This window comes from Actinoplanes sp. TBRC 11911 (genome assembly GCF_012933445.1).
Taxonomy (GTDB): Bacteria; Actinomycetota; Actinomycetes; order Mycobacteriales; family Micromonosporaceae; genus Actinoplanes.
This window is the reverse complement of the sequence record NZ_JABBNC010000008.1, coordinates 182237-206613: the sequence shown is the minus strand read 5'-3', so window position 1 is coordinate 206613 and position 24377 is coordinate 182237. Positions and strand designations below refer to the sequence as shown.

Below are 24377 nucleotides of genomic sequence, written 5' to 3'. Positions count from 1 at the left end.
TATCGATGCATGGGTGGGTGGTGCGTCCGGTTTCGTCACTTCCACCGTGATAAGTGAACTTAAGCCGTAGCATGGCGTTACTGATGACTTATGTACTTATCGGGGGATTTACGTGCTGTTCGGCTTTTTCACCGCGCGGGCGCGAGGTTCCCTGCTGGCGCTGTTGGTGCTCGCCGTGCCGGCGGCGCCGGCCGCCGCGGCGCCGGCCGATGGGCACGGGAAGTCCGCGAAGGGTGCCCAGGCTGCAATTGTCTCGCCCGTGATCACCTCACTGAGTTCCAGCGTCGGGAGCACCGGCGGCGGCGAGTTGATCACGATTAACGGACAGTATCTGCTTGCGGCGAATATCAAATTCGGCAACGTCTTGGCGGTCGTTCACCGCGGGTCCGTCAATACCGACACCCGCATCACTGCCATCTCTCCTGGCGGTCCACCCGGGATCGTGCACATCACCGCCTTCAGCTCAGTCACCGGGTTCGCCTCGACCAACACGAGCGCCGACGAGTTCCGGTTCGTCGCCCCGGCACCGGCACCCACGGTGACCTCGGTCAGCCCCGCGCGCGGTCCGCTGGCCGGCGGGAACACCGTCACGATCACCGGAAGCTCGTTCACGAGCGGGTCGGTCGTCAATTTCGGGGGGACCCTCGCGACCAGCTCCACCTATGTGGACAGCACGACGATGACCGCCGTCGCGCCCTCGGGATCGCTCGGCACGGTAGACATCACCGTCACGGCCGGCGGCGTCTCCTCGGCGACCAGCACCGCCGATCAGTACACCTACAGCGTCTCTGCGGCGGTCACCTCGGTCACCCCGAATCGCGGCAGCGTGAACGGCGGAACCACGGTGACCATGGGGGGCGTGGGTTTCACCGGCGCGACCGGCGTCAAGTTCGGCGCCAACAACGGCACGTCGGTCAGCGTCTCCAGCGATACCTCCCTCACGGCCGTTTCGCCGCCGGGCACCGTCGGCAGTATTGACGTCACCGTCATCGCGCCCGGTGGTACGTCGGGCACCAGCATCCTCGACCGCTTCACCTACATCGGCGCACCGACGGTCACCGCACTGAATCCCACCGGCGGGCGCACGACCGGTGGGACGACCGTCATCATCACCGGGACGGGCTTCACCGCGGGCGGCACTGCCAACTCGGTCAGCTTCGACGGCACCGCGGCTCAGTTCACGGTCAACAGCAACACGCAGATCACCGCCTCCTCGCCGTCCGGCTCCGGCTCGGTGAACATCAGGGTGACCACCCCCAACGGCGGGACATCAGCCGTTACCGCCGCCAACACGTACACCTACGGCGTCCAGCCGGCGATCACCTCGCTCAGCCCGGCCGGCGGCACCACGGCCGGCTCGACGAGCGTCACGATCAACGGGACGGGATTCATGAGCGGCGGCACACTGACCGCCGTCAAGTTCGGCGGTGTGTCGGCGGGCTACAGCGTTCTCAGCGACACCCGGATCACCGCCTTGTCACCGGCAGGCTCGGTGGGCACGGTCGACGTCACCGTCACGAACGCCAACGGCGGCACGTCCACCGTCGTTCCGGCGGGCCAATACACGTACGTACCCGGTCCGACCGTCACCGGGCTCAGTCCCACCAAGGGCCCGGCCGCGGGCGGAACCGCGGTGACGATCACCGGGACGGGGTTCAATGCCGGGTCCACGGTCACCTTCGCCGGTACCGCGGCGGCATCGGTCACCTTCACCAGCGCCACCAGCATCACGGCCGTGTCACCGCCCGGCTGGGTGGGACCGGCGGACGTCCGGGTCACCACCGACTTCGTCCGGTCGGCCATCGCCAGCGCCGATGTCTTCACCTACGTCGCCCGGCCGGTTGTCACCGTGCTCGACCCGTTCGCCGGGAGCACGACCGGCGGCACCAGCGTGAAGATTGTCGGCGGCCCGTTCACCGGGGCGTCCGCCGTGTCCTTCGGCGGCACCGCGGCGACATCGTTCACCATCGAGGACGACTCGACCATCAAGGCGGTCGTACCGGCCGGCTCGCTGGGCCCGGTCGGTGTCACGGTCACCACCGTCGGCGGCACCTCGACGACCAGCGGCGACGAGTTCGAATACGTGGCGCCGCCTCCACCGCCCTCGATTACCAAGATCAGCCCGGCGCGGGGGCCGAACGGCGGCGGGACGTCCGTCGTGATCACCGGAACCGCGCTGACCGGTGCCACCGCGGTCGACTTCGGGCCCACCTCGGTGACGGTGTTCAGCGTGGACAGCCCGACGCAGATCACGGTCCCCGCGCCGGCGGGCTCGGGAACGGTGGATGTCCGGGTCAAAACGCCCGGCGGCACGTCGCCGGTCAGCGCCGACGACCAATTCACCTACTTCCCACCCCCGACCGTCGCCATGATCGACCCCATCACCGGGCCCCTGTCCGGCGGGACGACCGTGACGATTTTCGGGACGGAGTTCGTCCCCGGCAGCGCGGTGACATTCGGGGGCGTGGCCGCGGCGTCATCCACGGTCATCAGCTCCACCACTATCACTGCCGTCACGCCGGCCGGCACCGGCATGGCGAACGTGCAGGTGACGACTCCCGGTGGCACTTCAGGCGGCATAGTCCCGTTCCTCTATCTCCCGGCGCCGGTGGTCACGTCGATCGGCACGACCATGGGTCCCGCGTCCGGCGGGACCACCGTCACCATCGCCGGGACGGGGTTCACCGCTGACTCGGCGGTGTCCTTCGGCGCCACCACCGCTGCGTCGGTCACCTTTATCAGCGGCACGAGCCTCACGGCGGTCTCGCCTGGCGGCACGGGGACGGTGGATGTCCGGGTGACGACGCCGGGTGGCACGTCGGCGGACGGCGTGACTGACCAGTTCACCTACGTTGACGCCCCGACGGTGACGTCGGTCGATCCGGCTTTTGGTAGTACGACGGGTCCGACCAGTGTCAAGATCATCGGGACGGGTTTCCGTAACGTCACTGCGGTTACTTTCGGGTCGACGCAGGCGCATTTCATCGTCAACAACGACACGAAGATCACCGCGCCGGTGCCCCCGGGTCCGGCGGGCACGGTCGACGTCCGGGTGACCACGACCGGCGGGACCTCGGCGACCAGCACTGCCGACCAGTTCACCTACGTCACCCCGCCCACGGTCGCCATGCTCAGCGCGACCAGTGGCGGCACCGCGGGCGGCACTTCCGTGACGATCACCGGGACCGGCTTCACCGCACCGTTGAACGTCACCTTCGGCGGCACCACCGCGACGTCGTTCACGATCGACAACGCCACGAGCATCACAGCTGTCACGCCCGCGATGCCGCCCGGCACCGTGGACGTCCAGGTCACCAACGGCGGGGGCAGCTCGCCCACGGGCAACGCCGGCCGGTTCACCTTCGTCACGCCGCCAGCCGTGGCCTCGCTCAATCCGGCCGGCGGCAGCACCGCGGGCGGGACCAGCGTCACCATCGTCGGCAGTGACTTCAATGGCGCGACGGCCGTCTCGTTCGGCGGCACCGCCGCGACCATGTTCCACGTCGACAGCGGAACCGAGATCACTGTCACGGCACCCGCGCACGCCGCGGGTGCGGTGGACGTCCGGGTCACCACTGCCGGCGGCACCTCGGCGATCGTAGGCGGCGACGAGTTCACCTACGCCGTGCCGAACCAGCCGCCGTCGTTCACGTCGGCGTCCAGCCAGACCGTCGTCGCGGGGCAGGGGCTGGCCGCCGTGACAGCGAACGATCCGGACGGCGACCCGCTCACCTACAGCCGCACCGGCGGGACGCTGCCGGACGGCATCACCCTCAACGGCGACGGCACCTTTGCCGGCACCGCCACCACCCCGGACATGTACATGGCGACCATCGAGGTCGCCGACGGGCGAGGCGGCACCGCGAGCGCCCAGCTCACGGTCCAGGTCGCGGTTCCCGTCCCGGCGGTCACCGCGGTCAGCCCGGCCGGCGGCGGCACGGCCGGTGGCACCAGCGTCGTGATCGCCGGAACGTGGCTGAGCGACGCGACCGCGGTCATGTTCGGCACCAGGGCCGCCACCTCGTACACGGTGGACGGCAGAACCAGGATCACCGCGGTCGCGCCCGCGGCACCGCCCGGGGCGGTCGACGTCACGGTCACCACCGGCGCGGGCACCTCGGCCCTTCGCGCCGCGGACCGCTACACCTACACCGCCCCCGCCCCGGCCAACCAGGCACCCGCCTTCACGGCCGCCGCCGCCAACACCAGCCAGAGCGTCACCGCGGGCGCGGCCCTGACGGCGCTGGCCGCCACCGACCCGGACAACGACCCGCTCACGTTCACTTTGACGGCCGGCGGTCTGCCGGACGGCATCACCCTCGCCGGCGACGGCTCCTTCGCGGGCATCGCCACGACTGCGGGGGAGAGCACCGCGAACATCACCGTCGCCGACGGGCGTGGCGGCACGGCAACCACCCGTCTGGCCGTGATCGTCACGGCGGCGGTCTCCAGCACCGGCCAAGGCACCACACCGCAGAGTACCGACGTCACCGTCCCGGCCGGTGGCAGCGTCAGCCTGGTGGACGGCGGCGAACCTGCCGACACCGTCACCATCGACGGGCAGGGCACCTACACGCTCGACCCGGACACCGGTGTCATCACCTTCGAGCCGGTGCTGGGCTTCGCGGGCAACGCTCAACCGATCACCTTCACGGTCACCGACGCCGACGGCAACGCGGTGACGAGCCACTACACGGCGCATGTGACAGCCCCGCCGCCGCCGGTGACGGTGCCGCGCGCGACCAGCGGTGCGGCCCGCCAGTCCACGACGATCGCGTTGCCCGAGGGCGGGACCGTCATGCTTCTCGACGCGAACGGCCATCCGGCCACCGAGGTGAGCGTGCCGGATGTGGGCACCTACCGGGTGGTCACGCCGTCGGCGGCCCTGATGAGCGTGGCCGCCTTCCACACGGCCGCGGCCACCGAGCCGGCGGTCATCACGTTCACCCCGGTCGCCGGCTACACCGGGACGGCCCCCGCGGTCACGTTCCAGGTCACCGACGCGTACGGGCAGAAAGTCACCGCCGAGTACACGCCGACCGTCACCGTCGAAGCCGGTCCGCTGCCGAAGCCCATCAGGAAACCGCCGACGAGCCCCACGCGGCCCGCCGTCCTGCCGGTCACCGGACCCGACGCGCTCGGCACGGCCGCCCTCGGCCTGCTGCTGGTCGCCGCCGGGCTGATCGCGGTCAGCCGGCGCCGCCTGCCGGGGGCCCGCCGTCGATGACCTCGAACTCCAGTCCGTTCGCGCGGGCCAGGTACACCGGCTGGATCGCGTGGCGGTCGCGCAGCACGAACGGGCCGCGGCCGCCGTCGACGCGGGTGCCCTCGGCCACCGCGTCCATCACCGGCGCGGCCAGGCTGCCGGCCTTGCGGGCCAGCGCCGCGATCAAGAGCATTCCGTCGTACGCCCCCTGACCGTGCCCGTTGAGCACCGGCGCGTCCGGTCCGAACCGCGCCGTGTAGCGCTCGGCGAAGGCCAGGGCGGCGTCGGTGGCCAGCGCGGCGAAGTAGCCCATCGCGGCGTGCAGCAGCCCCGTGCTGTCGCCGCCGGCGCCGAGCAGGCCGTTCTCCTCGAGGGCGGCGCACACGCGTACGACATGGTGGGCCTGGGGTTGCTCGGCGAAAGCGCGATTGAAACCGACCAGGTCGCTGCCCACCAGGCTGAGCAGGATCGCGTCGGCCCGGACGGTGATGACGTCGCGGATCAGCTGCTCCGGGTCGGCCGCGCCGCGCGGGACCAGGCGCTCGCCGATGACCCGGTCGCCGAGCTGCCGCCGGGCCGCCGCGTGCACCCGGCGCGGCCACACGTAGTCGTTACCGAGCAGCAGCCACCGGCGGCAGTGCTCACCGCCGCGGAACGCCGCCCGGAGCTGCCGCCCGGGTGTCTCGCCCAGCAGAAAGACACCCGGGGTGCGCTCCCCACCTTCGTACGGCGGCGTATAGACGTACGGGATGGTGCCCTTGATCGTGTCGGCCAGCGCGAGGCGGACATCGCTCGCGTGGGTGCCGACGAGGGCGCTGAGAGCTCCGCAACCGAGCAGGCCGGCGACGTCCCGGGCCACGGCCTCGGGCCGGCGGCCGCCGTCGATCAGCACCAGCTCGACCGGGCGGCCCAGGATCCCACCGGCCGCGTTCAGCTCGGCGGCGGCCAGCGACGCACAGTTCAGAGCGGACGGTGCGAGCAGCCCGAGCGTGCCCGAGGTCGGCACCACGACACCCACCCGGACCGCCTCGTCCGGCCGGGGCGCGAGCAGGCGGGCCTCCAGCGGATCGGTGACGAGAACGACGTCGTCGAGCATGCGCCGAGTATCTTCGCTGTCAAGCACACCGCAAAGGGGGCGGCCGCATTGACCTCGACGGGACTGCGCGCACACCTGTCGTACCTGCTGAGCGAGGCCGAGCGGGAGGTCAGCCGGCAGCTCGCCGCCGGGTTGTCCGCCGAGGGCGTCACCATCGAGCAGGGGCGCATCCTGCGGGCGCTGTCCGACGGTCACGGCCACTCGATGACCGACCTCGCGGAGGCGGTCCTGATGCCACATCCCACCCTCACCAAGGCCGTCGACCGGCTGGTCGAGGACGCTTTGGTGTATCGGCGGCAGGACACCGAGGACCGTCGCCGCGTCGCCGTCTATCTCTCCGATCTGGGCCGTTCGCTGGTGTCCCGGTTGGACCGGCGCGCGGCCGAGCACCACGCCGAGGTCTCGGCCGCGTTCGGTGCCGACCGTACGGAACGGCTGATGCGTGAACTGGAGGCGCTGGCCGGGGTGTTCCGCCGGGGTTAGGCGCCTCCGCCGCCGTCCACGCGCAGGACCGTTCCGGTGACGAAGGACGCGCGGTCGCTGAGCAGCCACGCGGCGGCCTCGGCGATCTCGGCGGGCTGTGCCTGGCGACGCAGCGGGGACATCGCGACCAGCCGTTCGGTCAGGCCGGGAGAGTGCTCCTCCCACCGGCGGATCATCTCGGTGGCGGTGTTGCCGGGGGCGATGGCGTTGACCCGGATGCGGTCCGGGCCGTACGTGACGGCGGCCGACTCGGTCAGGCTGTTGACCGCCCGCTTCATCGCGCCGTATGCGGGCAGCGCCGGGTTCGCCCGCAGGCTTCCGACACTCGAGTTGTTCACGATCGCGCCCGCGCCGGCGGTCGCCCGGATGGCGTTGACCTGGGCGTTCATCGCCACCCAGACGGCCCGCAGGTTCACCGCGTAGAGCTGGTCGAAGTCCACGTCCGGCAACGTGTCCATCGGGCCGGGCGGCTGGTTCGTCGCGCCGTTGTTGAAGGCCACGTCGAGCCGGCCGAACAGCTCGACCGCCCGCTCGACAGCGGCTCGGATCGCGTCCGGGTCGGCCAGGTCGGCCAGCACGTACTCGGCGGTGCCGCCGGCCGCCCGGATCTCGTCGGTCACCGTCTTGAGCTCACCCTCGGAGCGCGCCGCTAACAGCACCTTGGCGCCCTCGTCCGCGAACAACCGGGCGGCGGCGGCGCCGATGCCCCGGCCCGCGCCGGAGACGAACGCGACCTTGCCGGGCAGCAGAAATGTGTTTGTCATGCGGCCAGCCTGTTGCGGCCGTACGGGGGTATCCAGGCATCGCCGGTACCTGGCTACGACCGTCGCCGGGCGAGCAGACTGGGTGTCATGAACAAGCGTGAGCTGGCCGTCTTCCTGCGCAGCCGGCGCGAGCGGATCACCCCGGCCGACGTGGGGCTGCCCGCCGGGCAGCGCCGCCGCACCCCGGGGCTGCGCCGCGAGGAGGTGGCGCAGCTCGCGTACATCTCGGCCGAGTACTACACGCGCCTGGAACAGGCCCGCGGGCCGCACCCGTCCCGCGAGGTGCTCGCCGGGCTGGTCCGCGCGCTGCGCCTCGACGACGCCGAACGCGACCATCTGCACCACCTGGCCGGCGCCCCGCCCGGCCCGCCGCCGGGACCGCAGCGCGAGGTCCGGCGGAGCATCCTCGACCTGCTCGACCGGCTGCCCCAGGCGGCGGCGTGCGTGGTGTCCGCGACCTACGACGTGCTCGCCTGGAACGACCTCGCCGCGGCACTGATGGAGGACTTCTCGGCGGTGCCGCCACGCGAGCGCAACCTGGCCCGGCGCGCGTTCCTCGGACCCCAGCCGCTGTACGGGGTGTCCGACGCGGACGTCTTCCGGCGCAGCGTCGCCCAGCAGCTGCGGGCCGCGGCGGCGCGCTACCCGGAGGACCCGTCGCTGGCGGCGCTGGTGAGCGATCTGCTGGCCGGTTCGCCGGGGTTCGCCACGTTGTGGGCCGCGCACGAGGTGCACGCCGAACCCACCCTGCGCAAGACGTTCCAGCATCCGGCGGTCGGGCCGGTGACGGTCAACTGCGACGTGCTCGACATCAGCGACCGCGACCAGCGGATGGTCATCTACACCGCCGACCCGGGCTCGCCGTCCGACGAGGCACTGCGGTTGCTGTCGGTCGTCGGGACGCAGCGGTTCATCGCGGCGCCCTGACCCGCTCGCACGACCGATCGGCCGAGGCCGATCCGCCGATTCGGGCCACTGCCTGGGCGGGGCTGAGACGGTTGGGTGCTATGCGGCCGGGTTTCTGGGACTGGGACCCGGCCGCACCAGTCCTGACCGGTCCGTTTCGGAGCACGCCATGACCTATCCGCCGCCCGACCCGTACGCGCCGCCGCCGCAGGAGCCGGACGGTGTGCCGCCCACCCGCTCGTTCAGCGTGCCGCCGACCCAGCCGTACGGGATGCCGCCGGTCGAGCCGTACACGCCGCCGACCGAGCCATACAGTGCGCCGCCCACGTCGCCCTATCGGGTGCCCGCGTACGGCGGGCCGCCCGCCCCGGCGTACGTGGCTCCCTATGTCCAGCCGACGATCATGGTGACGCCGGTCCGGCCGAACTCGACCGTCGCGGTCTGGGCGCTGGTGCTGGGCATCGTGGGTCTGGTGGCCGGCTGGTGCCTGTTGGCGCTGCCCTGCGTCGCCGCGGTGATCCTCGGCCACATCGGGCTCGCCGACACCCGCAGCGGGGCGAAGGCCGGTCGTGGCATGGCGATCGCCGGGCTGGTCACGGGCTATGTCGGACTGGTCCCCGAGATCATCCTGTTCTTCTGGTTGTTCATGGGCGGCATCCTCAGCGCAGGCGCGGCGGCCGGATGAGGATTGGGCTCCGGAGCCCACCGCTGCCCAGGTCGATTCGCACGAGGAACGAAAACGGGATGCCCCAGGTAGGCCAGGGGTGGCAGGATGAATCGCTTGCCGAATCAATCGACCGGGGGACCTCTTGTGACTGATCAAGCCACAGCGCCACCTAACAAACTGGACGCCGCTGTGCTGAAGATCGCCGGAGTGGTGGTTCTCGGCGCGATCATGTCGATCCTCGACATCACCGTCGTCAGCGTCGCCCTACCGACCTTCCAGAGCGAGTTCGACGCCACGTACGCGCAGGTCGCCTGGACGATGACCGGGTACACGCTGGCGCTGGCCACGGTGATCCCGCTCAGTGGCTGGGCCGCCGACCGCTTCGGCACCAAGCGCCTCTACATGCTCGCGTTGCTGCTGTTCACCCTCGGGTCCGCGCTGTGCGCCACCGCCGGATCCATCGAGCAGCTCGTCGGGTACCGGGTGCTGCAGGGCCTCGGCGGCGGCATGCTGATGCCGCTCGGCATGACGATCATGACCCGCGCGGCCGGCCCCGAGCGCATCGGCCGGCTCATGGCCGTGCTCGGCGTCCCGATGCTGCTCGGCCCGATCGCCGGCCCCATCCTGGGCGGCTGGCTGATCGAGGCGGCCAGCTGGCACTGGGTGTTCCTGATCAACTTGCCGATCGGTGCGGTCGGGCTCGTCTACGCCTACTTCGCCCTGCCGAAGGACAACCCGCATCCGTCCGAGTCGTTCGACTTCATCGGCATGCTGATGCTCTCGCCCGGTCTGGCGTTGTTCCTGTTCGGCGTCTCGTCGCTGCCGGAGACCGGCACCATCACCGCCACCAAGGTGTGGGTGACGATGCTGATCGGCGCGCTGCTGGTGATCGGTTTCGTGTTCTATTCGTTCCGCCCCCGGCACCCGCTGCTCGACCTGCGGCTGTATAAGAACAAGCGCCTGACGATCGCGTCGCTGTCGCTGTTCGTGTTCGTGATCGCGTTCATGGGCGCCGGCCTGCTCTTCCCGAGCTATTTCATCCAGGCACGCGGCGAGAGCACGCTGCACGCCGGTCTGCTGATGGCCCCGCAGGGTCTCGGTGCGATGCTGACCATGCCGGTCGCCGGCATGCTCGCCGACAAGGTTCCGGTGGGCCGCACCGTGCCGTTCGCGATGGCGTTGATCGCCGCCGGCTTCTTCACGTTCACCCAGGTCGGGGTCGATACCTCGTACGTGCTGCTGTGCGGTTCGCTGTTCGTGATGGGCCTGGGCATGGGCGGCACGATGATGCCGCTGATGACCTCGGCGCTGCGCACGCTGCACCACGACGACGTGGCCCGCGGCTCGACCCTGGTGAACATCCAGCAGCAGATCGGCGGCTCGATCGGCACGGCCGTCATGTCGGTGATCCTCACCAGCCAGCTCAACGGCTCCGCGCCGATCCCCGGCCTGACCAACCCGAAGACCGGCGAGCCGATCACCGAGGCGGGCGCGGCGATCGCCAGCCACACCACCCCGCTCCCGGTCCCACCGGACATCATCCAGCGGGGCCTGCAGTTCGTGGCCGACTCGTACTCGACCACGTTCTGGGTCGGCTTCGTGCTCGTGTTGTGCACGTTCATCCCGATCGCGTTCCTCCCGAAGAAGAAGGAGCCCCCGAAGACCGGAGAGCCCGGCACGACACTCGACGAGGCACCGGTGCTGCTGCACTGATCGTCGTTTCACCCCCGAGTCCCGCCCCGGCCGCGCCGAGGCGGGACTCGCCCGTCTCGCGTGTCGCCTGCCTGTCTCGCGTGTCGCCCGCCTGTCTCCCGTGTCACCCGCCGGGCGCCGTGTCGCCTGCCGGCCGCCGTTCATGAACCCGGTCACTGATTGTTGATCACCTGAACTCGGCGGCGCGCCGACGCGTTCGTGCACCGGATGGCAGTTGATTTGGGGAGCAATGATGGCCGGAACAAAAGAGCCCGGGGCGATGACCCGGGAGATGGCGATGGTGCACAAGGGGTTCGTGCGCGAGTTCTTCCTGATGCCTGACCTGGTCAAAGGGGTATCGGACGGAGACCGCGAACGTGCGGCGCTCGTCGCCGAGCACATCGGCATGATGAGCTTCGGGCTTCATCACCACCACCAGGCCGAGGATGTCGGGATCTGGCCCAGGCTGCTGGATCGCGCCCCGGAGGAGGTGCGCCCGCTGGTCCACGGCATGGAAAACCAGCACGAACGCATCGCCGCGAGCCTCGAGAACCTGACGAAGGAGATCGCGGCCTGGCGAGTCGACCCGACGAGCGAGAACCGCGACGCGGTGTCCCGAACCCTCGACGAGTTGTTGCCGGTGCTGGGCGGGCACCTGGGGGAGGAGGTGGAGTCGATCCTGCCGATCATCGAGAGGCACATCAGCGGCGACGAGTGGGATGCGACGTTCGACGCGGGTTTGAGCCAGATGCCGCCGGAGAGCTTGCCGCTGGTGATGGGGTTGGTGATGTACGAGGGGGATCCGCTGGCGGTCCAGGATTCGTTGAACAATCTCCCGTCAGAAATCCGCGAGGCGGTCGCCGAGGCGGCCCCAAAGGCGTACGGCGACTACGCGGAGCGTCTGTACGGAACGCGCACGCCGCCGCGTGGGTCTACGCTCCGCTGAGTTCTCCCAGTTGGTGGCGTCGGCTTTCGTGCGCTTCGCGGGTTGAGCTTTGGTGCGCTTCGCGGGTTGAGCTTTCTCACGCTCCGTGAGTTGGGCTTTCTTAGGCTTCGCGGGTTGGGCTTTCTTGCGCTTTGGCGGGTTGGGCTTTCTTGCGCTTCTACGGTGGGGGGACGAGGGTGCCCCATCACGGCTTGGTGGAGCGCTTTTATGCCGTGATGGGGCACCCTCGTCCCCCCACCTCGCGTGGTGTCACGCGCCGGCTGGGCGTTGGCTTACTCGCCTCTGGCTGCACGGTCGGGCTTCCCGGCTCCCCTTGCGCTGAGTGATCCGGCTGCCGCGCTGTGGTCGGTCTTTTGTCTTTCGCGTTCAGCGGGCGGATCTGGGTGGTGGGTTAAGCGAGCGAACCGTGCCGCCTTGCGCTCAGCACCTCACGCCTGGGCGTTTTCTCACTCAAAGCTGAGTGGTGGCCGAGGTGAGCGATCACCCTGCTGTTCCCCACGCCTTGGCATCGCCACCCCGCCATGCCTCGGCGTCGCCGTCGTGGCGTCGCCATCCCACCATGCCTCGGCGTCGCCGTCGTGGCGTCGCCATCCCACCGCGCCTCGGCGTCGCCGTCGTGGCGTCGCCACCCCACCGCGCCTCGGCGTCGCCGCCTCGCCGTCGGTGGTGGTAGGTGGTGAGTGACCTGGTCACGGTGTGGCAGTTGCGCGGTGGTGTCAGAGCTGTGGCGCTGTGGCGATTCGTTCGCGGCTGGGCGGTCCCGCTATGTGGACACCGCGGTCACATCGTGGATTTTTGTGAACCTTGGAGAGTTGCGCCCACATACGAGCCATAACTCTCCAAGGTTCACATTCGGCCGGCAAAATCTGCCGGGCGAAAGCCTCACTGCGTGACAAAAGTAACATCTACAATGGACGTTAGTTCTACATTGCGGACAGTGGGGCCACCATGTGGGCGCGGGTCTCAGCAGCCGGTCACCCGTCTCACAGAATGGAAGCGCCGCGGGTGCGCGCCGAGCCCACCCGTCCAGCAGCCGAGCCGATCCGATAAATCTCAATGAAATGTCGGATATGTGGGGGGGGCGGGGGCTGGCGGACGGGCGGCTATCAGATCGCTGATTCGTCTGCGGCCACTGATTCGCCTGGGCGGCTGATTCGCCTGGGCGGCTGATTCGCCTGGGCGGCTGATTCGCCTGGGGCTGCTGACTCGGCTAGTCGAGGAGGGTGCGGGCTGCGGCTCGGCGTAGCTTGCCTGACGGGGTCTTGGGGAGCGTGCCTGGGGGGAGGACGCGGACCTGGGACGGGCGGGCTTCGATCTCGGAGACCACGCGGGCGGTTACCTCGCGGCGGATCTGGGCCTCGGCCGTCTCGTCGCCGGCGGCTCGGGATTCGACCAGCAGGGCGAAGGACTCGCGGGGGCCGCCCTCCTCGGGTAGAAGGCGGACTGCCACCGCGTTGCCGTCGCGGACGCCGGGGACCGAGGTGGCGGCGCGCTCTATGTCGGTGGGGTAGATGTTGCGGCCGCCCATGATGATGACGTCCTTGCGGCGGCCGCAGACGACGATCTGGCCGTCCTCCAGCAGGTAGCCCTCGTCGCCGATGTCGAGCCAGCCCTCGTCGTCGCGGGCGCTCTCGTAGCCGTCGGGGGTGATGTAGCCGTCGGTTATCGAGTCGCCGCGGAGCTGGATGCGGCCCACGTGGCGCTCGTCCAAAGGCTTGCCGTCGTCGTCGACCACGCGCACCTCGACGGTGGGGAACGGGCGGCCCAGCTTCGGCAGGCGCCGGACGTTGCCGCCGTCCGCCGCGGGGAGGGCCAGCTGGTTCTTCTCCAGCTCGGCGGCGTCCACGACGTCGAGCAGCATCGAGTCGGTCATCTCCGACATCGAGATGACCAGGGTGCTCTCGGCGGCGCCGTAGCAGCAGTTCACCGCCTCCGGGCGCAGCCCGAACGTGGCGCCCAGCTCGAGGAAAGCGCTCATGGTGGACGAGTCGATCGGCTCGGCGCCGTTGGCCGCGACGGTCAAGGTGGACAAATCGAGCGAGCCGGGATCGAGGCGGGCCATCTGACGGGCCAGCACGGCCCAGGCGAAGTTCGGGGCGCTGGTGATCGTGCCGCCGTACTTGCTGATCAGCTCGGCCCACATCACCGGGCGTCGCAGGAAGTCACCGGGCGTCACGCTGACCAGCTCCATGCCGGTGAGCATCGGTAACAGCAGGCAACCGACCATGCCCATGTCGTGGAACATCGGCAGCCAGGACACCATCACCCCGGCCTCGTCGCAGCGCAGATGCCGCGCCGTGTCGTGCAGGTTCGCATACAGCGTGCGGTGGGTGATCCGCACGGCCTTGGGCTCGGCCGTCGAACCGCTCGTGAGCTGCAGCAATGCCACGTCCGACTCGTCGGGCTCGACCGGTGGGTGGTCGGGGCCGGCGGCCAGGTCGCCGGGCCGGTGGGTGCTTATCCCGTACGCCTCGAGCACCTCGACCATCGCCTCGAAAGGCTCGCCGACGACGACCGCACGGGCGTCGATCATCCGGAGCACACGCAGCGTGTCGTCGCGCCAGACGCGCAGATCCGTCCGTGGGGTGGGCTGATGCAACATCGTCATGCTGCCGCCGGCCAGCCAGATCGCCTGCGCGACCGGCGCGATCTCGACGGGCATACCGGCCAGCACCGCCACGGCCTGGCCCGGGCGCAGTCCACCCGCGACCAGGGCGCCGGCCATACGCCGGGAAAGAGCATGCAGCTCACTCCACGTGCGACGGCTGGGAACCCCGGGCTCACCGGTCACCATCCCGGTGGCCGCACGCGCGGCGGTGGCGACGACTCCATCGACGAATTGGCTCACGTTGCGTAGCCTACGGGCTCCGTCTCGCGGGGGCATCCGACCAAAGTTCTTCTGTGGATAACCTTCGACGCCGAGCGAAAAGGTCAGGCGTGGTAGTCGACGCTCGCGAGCAGCCGCAGCGGCGCGGCCAGCAGAATCAGCACGATAAGAATGGCCAGGCCGATCCGGTACGGGCGTACGCTACGGCGCCACGGCAACGCCCACAATGCCAGCCACCCGATTGCGAATGCGATGGTGTGCTGCCCCGCCATCCGCAGCACGACCTCCTCACACCTGTTGTCCGGGGCCGCGTCCCGGCAGATCGCCGGATAGCCGGTGTCGTTCAGCGCCACCAGGAACGACGTGCTGGCGGCGAGCACGGGAGCGATCACCAAGACCGACAGGGGAGTGAGCAGCCACCAGAGAAACTCGCTCCGCCGGCCCGCCCCGGCGTCGTCCGGATGTTCCGCCACGAGGTGGGCCTCGGCGCTGGTGGGCGCGTGCGCATAGGCGGCGTCGCTCGCCTCATAATCCGCGACTTCGAATTCGGCCTCGTCCGGCTCCCACGCCTCATCAGCGTCAACCGGCCCACCAGAATCAGCCCGATCCGCGTCGACAGCAACGACGTCGGCGCCCGCCTCGCCATCGCCGGCATCGTCGGCAGTCGGCTCGACATCGTCAGGATCGTCAACGCTCGGCTCGACATCATCGGGATCGTCAACGCTCGGCTCGACATCATCGGGATCGTCAACACTCGGCTCGGCCTCAGCGGTCTCGCCGGTGTCGTCATCGACCTCAACCTCAGCCGCAGTTCCACCATCCACCGGATTCTCCGGCGCAGCCCCGGCATCGACCGGCGTCTCCACATTGGATGACTCATCCGACGCTTCGACCTTGTCATCGGCCACCTCGGTCCCGCCACCCGATTCTTCGCCGGTGTCCGAGATCTTCACCTTGTCCACGAGCGAGCACAATAGTGCCCACATTTACCGGCGCGCCGCCCCGGATTCCTCCGGGGCGGCGCGAAACCTCAAGCCCGGCGCACCCGCCGCCGCGTGAACGAGAACCCCGTCAGTCCAGCCACGGCAGCGAGCACACCACCACCGGTGGTCCAGATCCACCGCGACGAGAAATCCGGAAGGAACGACGACGACGAATCCGTCTCGGGCGCCGCCGAAGCCTCCGGCGCCGGCGCATCCGCCACCACGGACCCCGGCCGGTTGATCTGGTTCAGCGGAGCGGCCAGCGTGCCCTGATCACCGCCCGTGTCCCCCTTGGGCGCGACCAGCGACAGATTCACCTTCACCGGCAGGCCCAGATCCTGCTCGGGCATCTCGGTCGAGGACAGGCGCACGAAATACGTACCGGGCAGCGGATCGCCGTCCGACGGTTCGGCCCACGACCGTACCTGCCGGAGACTGCAACCCAGCGTGACGTCCGTGGCATCGGCCGTCACCACCGGGCTCTGCTCACCGGCCACGCAGGGCTGCCGGCGGCGCAGGCCGTCGAAGACCTCGATCGTCCACGCCTGCGCGCCATGCCGGTCCGCCGCGGGCGGCAACGTGACCGCGGCCGACACGGTCGGCTGCTGACCCGCCGTAGCGCTGAAGGACCAGTACAGATAGTCACCGGTGACCGCCGCGACCTGCGCGGGACGGTCGGGTGCCACCTCCGCGGCGGTCAGGAACGACGTCCCGGCACTGCCCGACGTGGAACCCAGCAACAGGGCGGCGGCTGCGATTACCGGATACATCAGTTCTCCCTCCAGGTGGCGACCCACCAGCGGGTCAGCCAGCCGGCGAGCACACCGGCGATCAGGCCGGCGACGGCGAGGACGAGCAGGAGCAGCCAGCCGCGGCCGAGACCGGGAGCGTCCGGCGTGTGCGACGCAGCAACGGTGTCGATGCTGAGCTCCAGCGGCATGCCGGGGGTGCCGGCCGATGTTGCGGACGCGAACGAGTTGCTCACGATCAGGCACACGTCGGTGGCGACGGCGTCGTCGTCCGAGCCGTCCGACCATTGCGGCCCGTCGTCCGGATCAGTGGACGCGGATGCGGCCGGTGTCTCCGAGGCCGACCAGCGCAGGCCCGCCGACACGACATCGGCCCGGCCGCTGCCGGCATCAAGACCCCGGACCAACTCACGGCCGTTCGTGGTCGCCGCTTTCAGCAGTACGCCGTAATCGCGGTTCAGTGGGCGGTCCAGCGCGACACTGACGGACGCCCGCAGCTCCTGTCCCGGCTGCAGCGCCACCTTGTAGTACCGGTGTTCGCCGATCTTCTCCCGGTCGGAGTACACCCCGGGGGTCAGCACCGGCGCCTTGTCGCAGGTCCCGGTCCCGGTCACCGTCGCGGGCGTCACCGCGGGCGGCACCGCGGCACGGTCCACGAGTTGCTGCACCCGGTCGGTCAGCTCCTGCTCGCTGGTGGCCGAGGCGTACGTGCCGCCGGTGGCCGTGGAAATGCAGACCAGCTGTTTGCGGGTCTTCTCGTCCGGGGTCAGGCCGAGCGTGTCCACGACCAGCTTGGTGCCCTGCGCGGCCAGTTCGCGCGCCACCTCGCACGGGTCCGGCGGCGTACAGGTGTCCTCACCGTCGGTGATCAGCACGATGCGCCGCGCCGAGCCCTCCGTGCCCAGATCCTTGGCCGCCTCGCGCAGAGCCAGGCCGATCGGCGTGAAACCGGTGGGCTTCAGCGACGCGATGGCGTTTTTGGCGGCGGTCTGCTGCACCGGGCCGACCGGGACGATCTGCTGGGTGTCGACGCAGCCCTTCTTCTTGTCGTCCCCGCCGTAGGTCGCGCCGAGCACCCGGATGCCGAGCTGCGTCGTCTCCGGCAACGCGTCGACGACCTGGCCGAACGCGCGCTTGGCCACCGCGATCCGGGTTTCGCCGTCGATGTCCGCGGCCCGCATGGACCCGCTCACGTCGAGCACGAGCTCCATGCGCGGCGGTTCGGCGGTGGTCTCATCGGCATACGCCGGCGCGGTGCCTATCACCCACGATAGGCCAATCAATCCGGCTAATACCATTATGGACAGTCTTTTGTGGATCACGCGGCAAGATCATAAGCCGTGTACGCCCCGGGGTCGTCTGCGGCCCGGAGGGTGACCTCGATCCCGCAGCGTGACTCCGCACCTCCACGCCGTCGCCAAATGCCCCAGCTCCCCACACCACGAACGCGCCTCGCGGGCCAGCAGGCGTCACCGACACTCCGGCAGCCGCGCTCCCAGCCGTGAGGATTCCGCCCGCCCCAGGTGCTGCGCTTGCCCACACCACGGCGCACGGGCCGGCGGTGTGTGAATTCCGCCCACCCGAGCCGCCATGCTTCCCGACACCTCGGTGGGGTAGGCGGGGGTGTGGGGAGCTGCGGCGGTGGGGGCGTCGTGCTTTCCCACGCCTCGGTGGGGTGGGCGGGGGTGTGGGGCGTGTCGGCGGTGGGGGCGTCGTGCTTTCCCACGCCTCGGTGGGGTGGGCGGGGGTGTGGGGCGTGTCGGCGGTGGGGGCGTCGTGCTTCCCCACACCGCGGCGTGGGCGGGCCAGCTGTGGGGACCAGCGCCGATGTGGGCGCTGCTGCTCCCCACACCCCGGCGCGATGCGGTCAGGGCAGTGCGGCGAACGCCGCCCGCGGGTACAACCCGCCGACCACCCGGCCGTAGACCAACCAGCTCGGGGTGCTGTTGACGCCCAGCCGTTCGGCCTCGCCCAGGCCGTACGCCAGCAGGCCGGCCACCGCGTCCGGAGCGGACGGATACGCGAACGACGGGTCCAGGCCCGCCCGCGAACCGCATTCGGCAATCACCGCGGGGTCCTCGATGTCCCGCCCGTGCGCGAAGTACGCGTCGAACACCGCTGTCGTGAACGCGAGATGGGCCTCGGGAACCGTGGTCCGGACCAGTTCGGCCGCGGCGAGGGCGTTCGCCGAGTACGGGATTTTCGACGACCACTCGAGTTCCAGGCCGGCCTCCCGGGCCTGCTCGGCCAGGAACGAATACATCCCGCCATCGCGCGAAGGGGCCGCGGCACCGCCCGGGCCGATCTCGGGATGGATCTGCAACGGCAACTCGACCAGCTTGTGGCCGGACGACCGCAGGATCCGGTTGCGGTCCTGGGCGATGTAACAGAACGGGCAGATGAAATCGAACCAGTGCACGATCGGGCCGGCGGTCACTCAGTTTCCTTCGCGGGGTCGAGCAATGTCTTCATGCGGCCGAGGTTGTCGCGCACCTCGGCATCCGGAAACTTCCCGGCGAGCGCCAGCGCGAGCCGGCCGGGACCGCCGAGCGGGATCTGCAGCTGCTCGCGGACCAGCGTGAGCCCCGGCCGGTCGGAGATGAAGTGGAATTCCCAGACGCCGCGCACCGGGCCGCGCGTGGCATACCGGAGGAGTTGCGGCGGCTGCTCCCCGGTCACCACGACGGTCATGCTCAGTCCGTACGGGGTGATGTGCCACCGATAGGCCTTGTCCGACAGCTGCTCGACGCGGTCGACGTCGCCCACGTAGCGGGCCACGTTGGTCAGGTCGCGGCAGAACGCGTACACCTCGTCGACCGGGCGGTGGATCACCACCTGGTGCGTGGCGGGCGGCGGCGCGATCATCGAGCGCAGAAACCGTGCGTTCACAAGTTGACGTTTTCCCTGGTGCGTGCTGGTTATCCGGGATGTGACGCGGGTGACCTCAGCCGTACGACACCCGCCCGGCCGGCAGGTAGACCAGCAGGATCAGCGCGCCGTCCTTCACCTCGGCCGCGTGCGCGCTGCCCGGCCCCGGCGCCGTCCAGCCGCAGCCGCGCCACCCGAGCGGCCCGGCGATCTGCGCGCGCGGCGAGATCGGGACGATCAGGTTGATCTCGCCGTACGGATGCATGTGGCGCTGCCCACGCAGGACGGCGCGGCTGTTGATGTAGACCGCGTTGAGGCTGAAGTAGTGGGTCTGCGCGCTCGGCTCCAGGATCAGGCTGCGGCGGTAATGCGGCCCGTCGACCTCTTCGTCGGCGGCCCAGCCGTCCTCGACCCCGCGGGTGATCGCCGCGGCCAGGTTCCAATAGGTCGCCGAACCGGGTCCGTAAGCCCTGTTCAACCACTCCTCGACCGCTTTGCCGGGAGTACGGTCCTTGATCTCGTCGAGCACCGTCAGGCTGTGCCGCAGGAGAGCGGTGCGATGGTCCAGCGCGCGATGGTCCCGCTCGCCGCGCAGATGGGCGCCGAAGAAGCTGCCGAAACACAGCGTCGTGACCGTGCGGCAGTCGACGTCCGCGCGGATCACGCCGTCGTCCTGGAGTTCGCGGAGCAGCTTCTCGAGGATGCTGACGCGCGGCTCGACCGCGTGGGTCGTCAGCAGGTCCATGAGCTCGGGCGTCCGGTCCGTTTCACCCATGAAGTTGCCCTGCAGAGCGAGCGCGTCCGGGTTCACGAAGCACGGATCGATGTGCTGAACCGCCTGCCGGAACCGGTCGAACGGCTCGGTGAACGTCTCCGCCTCCGCGAACGCGGCCTGCGAGGCGGCCAGCCCGAACTCGAGCGCGTCCGAGACGAGTTGCAGTTTGCCCGGCCACCGCCGGTAGATCGTGGGCCGGGTGACCCCCGCCTCGGTCGCGACGTCGGCGATGGTGACCTGGGCGTACCCGCGCTGGGCCAGCAGCCGCCGGGTCGCCTTCATGATGGCGGCGTCCAGCCCCGGAACCCTGGGCCGCCCCCCGCGCGATTGCTCGACCACGGTTAGTCAATGTACTGCGTCGCACGAACAGCGACCTATGTCACTTCGCTGAACACAGCGAGGCCGCATCCGTCGGTCATGGGTGGGGCGGCAACCCATCACGGCAAGAGAGTCTCGAAGATGAGCAACGAGAACGCGGCGGCTGCCTTGCGCAAGGCTGCCGCTTCCGTGTATTTGCCCGGCGACGACGGGTATGACGAGGCCCGTACCGTCTGGGCGGCCAGCACCGACCTACTCGCCGCCGCGGTCGCCTTCCCGCAGAACGCCGACGAGGTCGGCTCGATCGTGCGGGCCGCGGCCGAGAACGGGCTGACGGTCACGCCGGTGGGCACCGGGCACAACGCGTACCCGTTGCGCGACGTCGGCGACAGCGTGCTGGTACGGATGTCCCGGCTCGACGACATCGAGATCCGTCCGGACACCCGGATCGCGCGCGTCGGCGCGGGCGCCGTGTGGCTGCCCGTCGTGCAGGCCGCCGCCGCGCACCACCTGGCCGGCATGCACGGCTCGGCGGGCGACGTGGGCGTGGTCGGATACCTCACCAACGGCGGCCTCTCCTGGTATGCCCGCCGGTATGGTCTGGCCGTCAACCACGTACGCGCGGTGGAACTGGTCCGGGCCGACGGCAGCCTGGTACGGGCCGACGCCGAGCACGAGAGCGACCTGTTCTGGGCGGTGCGTGGCGGCGGCGGGAACTTCGGTGTCGTCACGGCGATCGAGTTCGACCTGTTGCCGTTCGCCGACGCGTACGCGGGAATGCTGGCCTGGGATCTCACCGAGGCGCCGCAGGTGCTGGCGCGGTGGCGAGAGTGGACAGCCGACCTGCCGGAGACGGTCACCAGCGCGTACCGGCACACGCAGTTCCCGCCGATGCCGGAGATCCCGGAGCCGTTTAGGGGCCGCCAGTTCGTCATCGTCGACGGCGCGATCCTGGCCGACGACGCGCAGGCCGAGCGGATCCTGGCGCCGCTGCGCGAGCTCCGCCCCGAGCTGGACACGTGGGGCCGGGTGCCGGCCACCGCGGTGCCGCTGATCCACCTGGACCCGGACGGGCCGGTCCCGGGCGGCGTCGCGGTCGCGCAGCTCATCGACTCGCTGCCGCAGTCCGCAGTGGACAAGATGCTCGAGCTGGCCGGGCCCGGATCCGGCTCGACGCTGCTCGCCGCCGAACTGCGGCACCTCGGCGGGGCGCTGGCCCGCCCGGTCACCGACGGCGGTGCCACCTCGTGGCTTGACGGGCAGTACCACCTGCTGGGCGTCGGCGTCGCGTTCGACCCCGAGACCAAGGCCGCGCTGACCGCCGAGACGCAACGGTTCGTGTCCGAGGTCGGTGCGGGCGTCTCGCGCGGCAAGCACTATCTCGGCCTGCACCAGGGCGCCGGGGACACGCGCTCCGGCTTCGACGACGTGACCTGGCAGCGGCTGCGGTCGCTGAAGGCGCAGCTCGACCCGAACGCTGTGTTCAAGCCCAACCACCAGATCTGACCGAAGCTGGACCGGGAGCTTCCCCCGGGGCTCCCGGTCCGTCACCGTCGAGTGGGGATTCGCGCCTGCCAGGCCCGGCGTGAATCCCCACCGGCGGTCCGGTTAGTGCCGCGCCTGCCGGTCCAGCCACGTGCCGAGGGCGGACGCGCTTTTGTCGACGACCCCGAGGTGGTCGGCCCCGGGGATCTCGGCCGTCGTGACATCGGGCGCGTTCCGGGCGTACGCAAGGACTTTGGCGGGGTTGAAGACCTCATCGGCGGAGCCGATCCAAACCCCGACAGGCTTGCCGGTACGCCCGAGCACCGTCGCCGCGTCCGACGGGTCCTGAGCGATCGCCATCGTCGGCGTGTACCGATCGACGAGACCGTCCCGGCCGATCTGGTCGGCGGTGTACGCGAAACCGACAGCTGGCTTGTGCGCGTCGACCAGCCCGTTGGTGACCACGTCGGCGATGAGCGGCCGCTGGCAGACGGTCGCGAAGTTGGACGCGTCGGCCTGCTGCTCGGTGCCCGACCGCAGGCCGAAATCCGGGGCCAGGAAGGCGTATCCGGCCACCTCGCCGTCGATCCGGCTCGCGCTGTTGAGGACCAGCCCGGCGCCCGCCGAGTGCCCGCCGGCGAACTCGGGCACCTGGGGAAGCTGCCGCTTCACGAAATCGACGGCGGTCTGCGTGTCGCGGAACATCTGCTGCTGATTCGGCGCGTCCCCGCGCAGCCCGTCGGAGTCGCCGTGACCGCGCATGTCAATCAGGTACGTCGCGACGTGGTAGCCGGCGGCGAGCTCGCGGCCCAGCCCGAGATATCCGGCCGAGCTGTTCGCCCCGGAGCCGTGGTAGAACACCAGCGACGCCACCGGATCCGTGGGCACGTCCGCGAAGTAGGCCAGTTTCGCGCCGTCGGTCGCGGTGAGGTAACCGGTGGGCCGGGCGGCCGGCTCGGCCGAGACCTGATCCTGGTTGAGGCCGCTCGTGGTGGGCGGCGGGAAATCGCACGGCCAGAAAGCGAGCGCGGCGCCCGCGCCGGTCACCACGGCCAGGGCCGCGATCGTGACGGCGACGGCGGTGAAGCCGGCGACGGCCCGGGGCTTCGCCTTGCGCACGCGCAGTAACACGATGAGCGGCAGGATCACCGCGGCCAGGATCGCCGGGGTGTGCAGCAGCTCGTACTGCCAGACGCGCACCGCGGCGATCGCGACCGTGAGGGCCAGCATCACGCGGACTGGGTGGGCGACCGGCCGGCCCAGCCGCCACACGAGAAACCAGGTGGCCAGGCCGACGGCGATCAGCGCGACGCCGACCGCGTGGACCGCGCCCCGGGCCTCCGGACCGAGCTCGAACACTCCGTTGACGACCGAGACGAACCCGGACAGCACAAGCAGAACGCGAATCATGACTTACTCCTGAGCGTGGCCTCGACGCTGTCGCACCAGGCGAGCGCCGACCGGGCGAAGCCGAGGCCGTAATCACGGATGAGATCGGGGGTCGGGCCGGACGACGACCGCTCCGCCTCGGTCCACGTCGACCGGGGAACGATCGTGTCCAGGTGGTCCAGGAACCACTGGAAGCTGGCCCGGCGCTCGGCGACGAGCCGCAGCGCCTCGGCCGGGTCGAGCTGGGCGGCGAAGAGGATCTTCACGAGGTTCTCGTCGCGGGTCTGCAGCGGCGCCGACGGCTCGCGCAGCCACTGCAGGAACGCCGCACGCCCGGACTCGGTGAGCTGCCAGACCTGCTTGGCGCGCGGGCCCTCGCTCGCCCCGGCCGCCTCGATCAGACCGGCCGCGGCGAGCACCTTGAGCTGCGGATAGAGCTGGCCGTCGCTGAGCCCCCAGAAGAACGACACGGACCGCTTGGCGGCCTCGCGGATCTCGTAGCCACTGCGCGGATGCAGCGCCAGGAAGCCGAGGATCGTCCGCGCGGTGGGTGTCAGGTCGTCGGGCATGAACCGACGATACCTCTGGCAGAGATATCTCTGCCAGAGGTGTGACGTTCAGTACGTCAGCTCGACGACGAACCACTCGCCCGGCCGCGGCAGGGTCAGCGGGCCGCCGGGGTGGAAGACCGTCTCCGGACCGGCCAGCACGTGCGGACGGTCCGAGAGGTCGAGCTCGCCGCCGGAGTCGACGATCCACACGCGTACGTGGGAATGCTCGATGACCGGAAGCCGGCCGTCGGCGAGCCGCGGGCCCGGATGTTCGCCGGGGGTGCTGCGGGCACCCGAACCCACCTCGGCCGGCTCGGCGCGCAGCTCACCCAGCTCCTTCAACTCGACCAGGCGGTTCTGGTAGAAGTGCTCGCCGATGTTGGTCAGCCGATGCACCGGCGAGATCGGCCGGTAGACCGCGCCGCCGTGGTACTCGTTCAGGAACCGCGGCTCGCTGCCGTCCAGCCAGTCCATCCGGCACGCCGAGCCGTGCAGGCTGAGCACCACGTACGGGTTGTGGTGCAGATGCCACGGATGGGTCTCGCCGGGCTCCAGCGAGACGTCCCAGACCCGTACGACGTCGTTGTCCAGCAGCTGGGTGATCCCGATGTCCGCCAGTACGATCTCGTCCCCCGCCGGGGAATAGACGATCTGTCCCTTCACGACCGACCT

General features: G+C 70.2%; 19 protein-coding genes. 7 read left to right on the top strand and 12 right to left on the bottom strand.

All coding sequences use genetic code 11. The features are described from left to right. Window positions 1–112: 112 nt before the first annotated feature. Window positions 113–5227, top strand: a complete 5115-nt coding sequence (locus tag HH310_RS14575; protein WP_169176046.1) for an IPT/TIG domain-containing protein — start codon at window positions 113–115, stop codon at window positions 5225–5227. On the opposite strand, the gene HH310_RS14570 is transcribed toward HH310_RS14575, so the two are convergent. Next, on the bottom strand, window positions 5190–6302 hold the full coding sequence (locus HH310_RS14570; protein ID WP_169176045.1) for a substrate-binding domain-containing protein: 1113 nt from the start codon (window positions 6300–6302) through the stop codon (window positions 5190–5192). The two genes, HH310_RS14575 and HH310_RS14570, sit on opposite strands and share 38 nt — an antisense overlap. A 48-nt stretch (window positions 6303–6350) precedes the next feature. On the opposite strand from HH310_RS14570, the gene HH310_RS14565 reads away from it, so the two are divergent. Beyond that, window positions 6351–6785: a MarR family winged helix-turn-helix transcriptional regulator gene (locus tag HH310_RS14565; protein WP_169176044.1), complete on the top strand. Its 435-nt coding sequence runs from the start codon at window positions 6351–6353 to the stop codon at window positions 6783–6785. Here the strand turns inward: HH310_RS14565 and HH310_RS14560 are convergent. Continuing rightward, a complete protein-coding gene (locus tag HH310_RS14560) occupies window positions 6782–7549 on the bottom strand; it encodes an SDR family NAD(P)-dependent oxidoreductase (RefSeq protein ID WP_169176043.1) in 768 nt (255 codons plus the stop codon). The two genes, HH310_RS14565 and HH310_RS14560, sit on opposite strands and share 4 nt — an antisense overlap. Before the next feature lie 87 nt (window positions 7550–7636). On the opposite strand from HH310_RS14560, the gene HH310_RS14555 reads away from it, so the two are divergent. The 4 genes from HH310_RS14555 (at window position 7637) to HH310_RS14540 (ending at window position 11760) form a co-directional block, all read left to right on the top strand. After that, a complete protein-coding gene (locus HH310_RS14555; RefSeq protein ID WP_169176042.1) occupies window positions 7637–8476 on the top strand; it encodes a helix-turn-helix transcriptional regulator in 840 nt (279 codons plus the stop codon). A gap of 148 nt (window positions 8477–8624) precedes the next feature. Then, a complete protein-coding gene (locus HH310_RS14550; RefSeq protein ID WP_169176041.1) occupies window positions 8625–9140 on the top strand; it encodes a DUF4190 domain-containing protein in 516 nt (171 codons plus the stop codon). A 126-nt stretch (window positions 9141–9266) separates the two neighbouring features. Continuing rightward, window positions 9267–10835 (top strand): DHA2 family efflux MFS transporter permease subunit, encoded by a 1569-nt coding sequence (locus HH310_RS14545; RefSeq protein WP_396027517.1) that lies wholly within the window; start codon window positions 9267–9269, stop codon window positions 10833–10835. Between the two features lie 259 nt (window positions 10836–11094). Beyond that, window positions 11095–11760 carry a hemerythrin domain-containing protein gene (locus HH310_RS14540; RefSeq protein ID WP_169176039.1) on the top strand — a complete coding sequence of 222 codons (666 nt, stop codon included), beginning with the start codon at window positions 11095–11097 and terminating at the stop codon, window positions 11758–11760. Window positions 11761–12970: 1210 nt separating this feature from the next. Here HH310_RS14540 and HH310_RS14535 read toward each other — a convergent pair. The 7 genes from HH310_RS14535 to HH310_RS43160 form a co-directional block, all read right to left on the bottom strand. After that, window positions 12971–14608 carry a fatty acyl-AMP ligase gene (locus HH310_RS14535; RefSeq protein WP_169176038.1) on the bottom strand — a complete coding sequence of 546 codons (1638 nt, stop codon included), beginning with the start codon at window positions 14606–14608 and terminating at the stop codon, window positions 12971–12973. A gap of 83 nt (window positions 14609–14691) precedes the next feature. Beyond that, the gene (locus tag HH310_RS14530) at window positions 14692–15549 is read right to left on the bottom strand and encodes a hypothetical protein (protein WP_169176037.1); all 858 of its coding nucleotides are present in this window, start codon (window positions 15547–15549) and stop codon (window positions 14692–14694) included. Window positions 15550–15617: 68 nt separating this feature from the next. Continuing rightward, a complete protein-coding gene (locus tag HH310_RS14525; RefSeq protein WP_169176036.1) occupies window positions 15618–16340 on the bottom strand; it encodes a peptidase in 723 nt (240 codons plus the stop codon). Beyond that, window positions 16340–17641 (bottom strand): VWA domain-containing protein, encoded by a 1302-nt coding sequence (locus HH310_RS14520; protein WP_396027516.1) that lies wholly within the window; start codon window positions 17639–17641, stop codon window positions 16340–16342. The genes HH310_RS14525 and HH310_RS14520 overlap by 1 nt, the downstream gene beginning before the upstream one ends. A 545-nt stretch (window positions 17642–18186) precedes the next feature. After that, a complete protein-coding gene (locus HH310_RS14515) occupies window positions 18187–18756 on the bottom strand; it encodes a DsbA family protein (RefSeq protein ID WP_169176034.1) in 570 nt (189 codons plus the stop codon). Next, window positions 18753–19208 carry an SRPBCC family protein gene (locus tag HH310_RS14510; protein ID WP_169176033.1) on the bottom strand — a complete coding sequence of 152 codons (456 nt, stop codon included), beginning with the start codon at window positions 19206–19208 and terminating at the stop codon, window positions 18753–18755. The genes HH310_RS14515 and HH310_RS14510 overlap by 4 nt, the downstream gene beginning before the upstream one ends. A gap of 55 nt (window positions 19209–19263) precedes the next feature. Continuing rightward, window positions 19264–20301 carry a DUF4863 family protein gene (locus HH310_RS43160; RefSeq protein ID WP_211192132.1) on the bottom strand — a complete coding sequence of 346 codons (1038 nt, stop codon included), beginning with the start codon at window positions 20299–20301 and terminating at the stop codon, window positions 19264–19266. Between the two features lie 120 nt (window positions 20302–20421). On the opposite strand from HH310_RS43160, the gene HH310_RS14495 reads away from it, so the two are divergent. Continuing rightward, the gene (locus HH310_RS14495; protein WP_169176032.1) at window positions 20422–21786 is read left to right on the top strand and encodes an FAD-binding oxidoreductase; all 1365 of its coding nucleotides are present in this window, start codon (window positions 20422–20424) and stop codon (window positions 21784–21786) included. Between the two features lie 102 nt (window positions 21787–21888). Here the strand turns inward: HH310_RS14495 and HH310_RS14490 are convergent, their stop codons facing one another. From HH310_RS14490 to HH310_RS43155, 3 genes are read right to left on the bottom strand one after another with little or no spacing between them, the layout of a single operon-like run. Then, window positions 21889–23175, bottom strand: coding sequence for an alpha/beta fold hydrolase (locus HH310_RS14490; RefSeq protein ID WP_169176031.1), 1287 nt, complete (start codon window positions 23173–23175; stop codon window positions 21889–21891). After that, a complete protein-coding gene (locus HH310_RS14485; protein WP_169176030.1) occupies window positions 23172–23723 on the bottom strand; it encodes a PadR family transcriptional regulator in 552 nt (183 codons plus the stop codon). The genes HH310_RS14490 and HH310_RS14485 overlap by 4 nt, the downstream gene beginning before the upstream one ends. Window positions 23724–23771: 48 nt before the next feature. After that, window positions 23772–24368: a hypothetical protein gene (locus HH310_RS43155; RefSeq protein WP_211192131.1), complete on the bottom strand. Its 597-nt coding sequence runs from the start codon at window positions 24366–24368 to the stop codon at window positions 23772–23774. Between the last annotated feature and the right edge of the window lie 9 nt (window positions 24369–24377).

Excerpts from the sequence above, each read along its gene's own strand:
- HH310_RS14490 (WP_169176031.1), bottom strand. The coding sequence starts at position 23,175 with ATGATTCGCGTTCTGCTTGTGCTGTCCGGGTTCGTCTCGGTCGTCAAC.
- HH310_RS14560 (WP_169176043.1), bottom strand. The coding sequence starts at position 7,549 with ATGACAAACACATTTCTGCTGCCCGGCAAGGTCGCGTTCGTCTCCGGC.
- HH310_RS14570 (WP_169176045.1), bottom strand. The coding sequence starts at position 6,302 with ATGCTCGACGACGTCGTTCTCGTCACCGATCCGCTGGAGGCCCGCCTG.
- HH310_RS14555 (WP_169176042.1), top strand. The coding sequence starts at position 7,637 with ATGAACAAGCGTGAGCTGGCCGTCTTCCTGCGCAGCCGGCGCGAGCGG.
- HH310_RS14485 (WP_169176030.1), bottom strand. The coding sequence starts at position 23,723 with ATGCCCGACGACCTGACACCCACCGCGCGGACGATCCTCGGCTTCCTG.
- HH310_RS14495 (WP_169176032.1), top strand. The coding sequence starts at position 20,422 with ATGAGCAACGAGAACGCGGCGGCTGCCTTGCGCAAGGCTGCCGCTTCC.
- HH310_RS14540 (WP_169176039.1), top strand. The coding sequence starts at position 11,095 with ATGACCCGGGAGATGGCGATGGTGCACAAGGGGTTCGTGCGCGAGTTC.
- HH310_RS14550 (WP_169176041.1), top strand. The coding sequence starts at position 8,625 with ATGACCTATCCGCCGCCCGACCCGTACGCGCCGCCGCCGCAGGAGCCG.
- HH310_RS14525 (WP_169176036.1), bottom strand. The coding sequence starts at position 16,340 with ATGTATCCGGTAATCGCAGCCGCCGCCCTGTTGCTGGGTTCCACGTCG.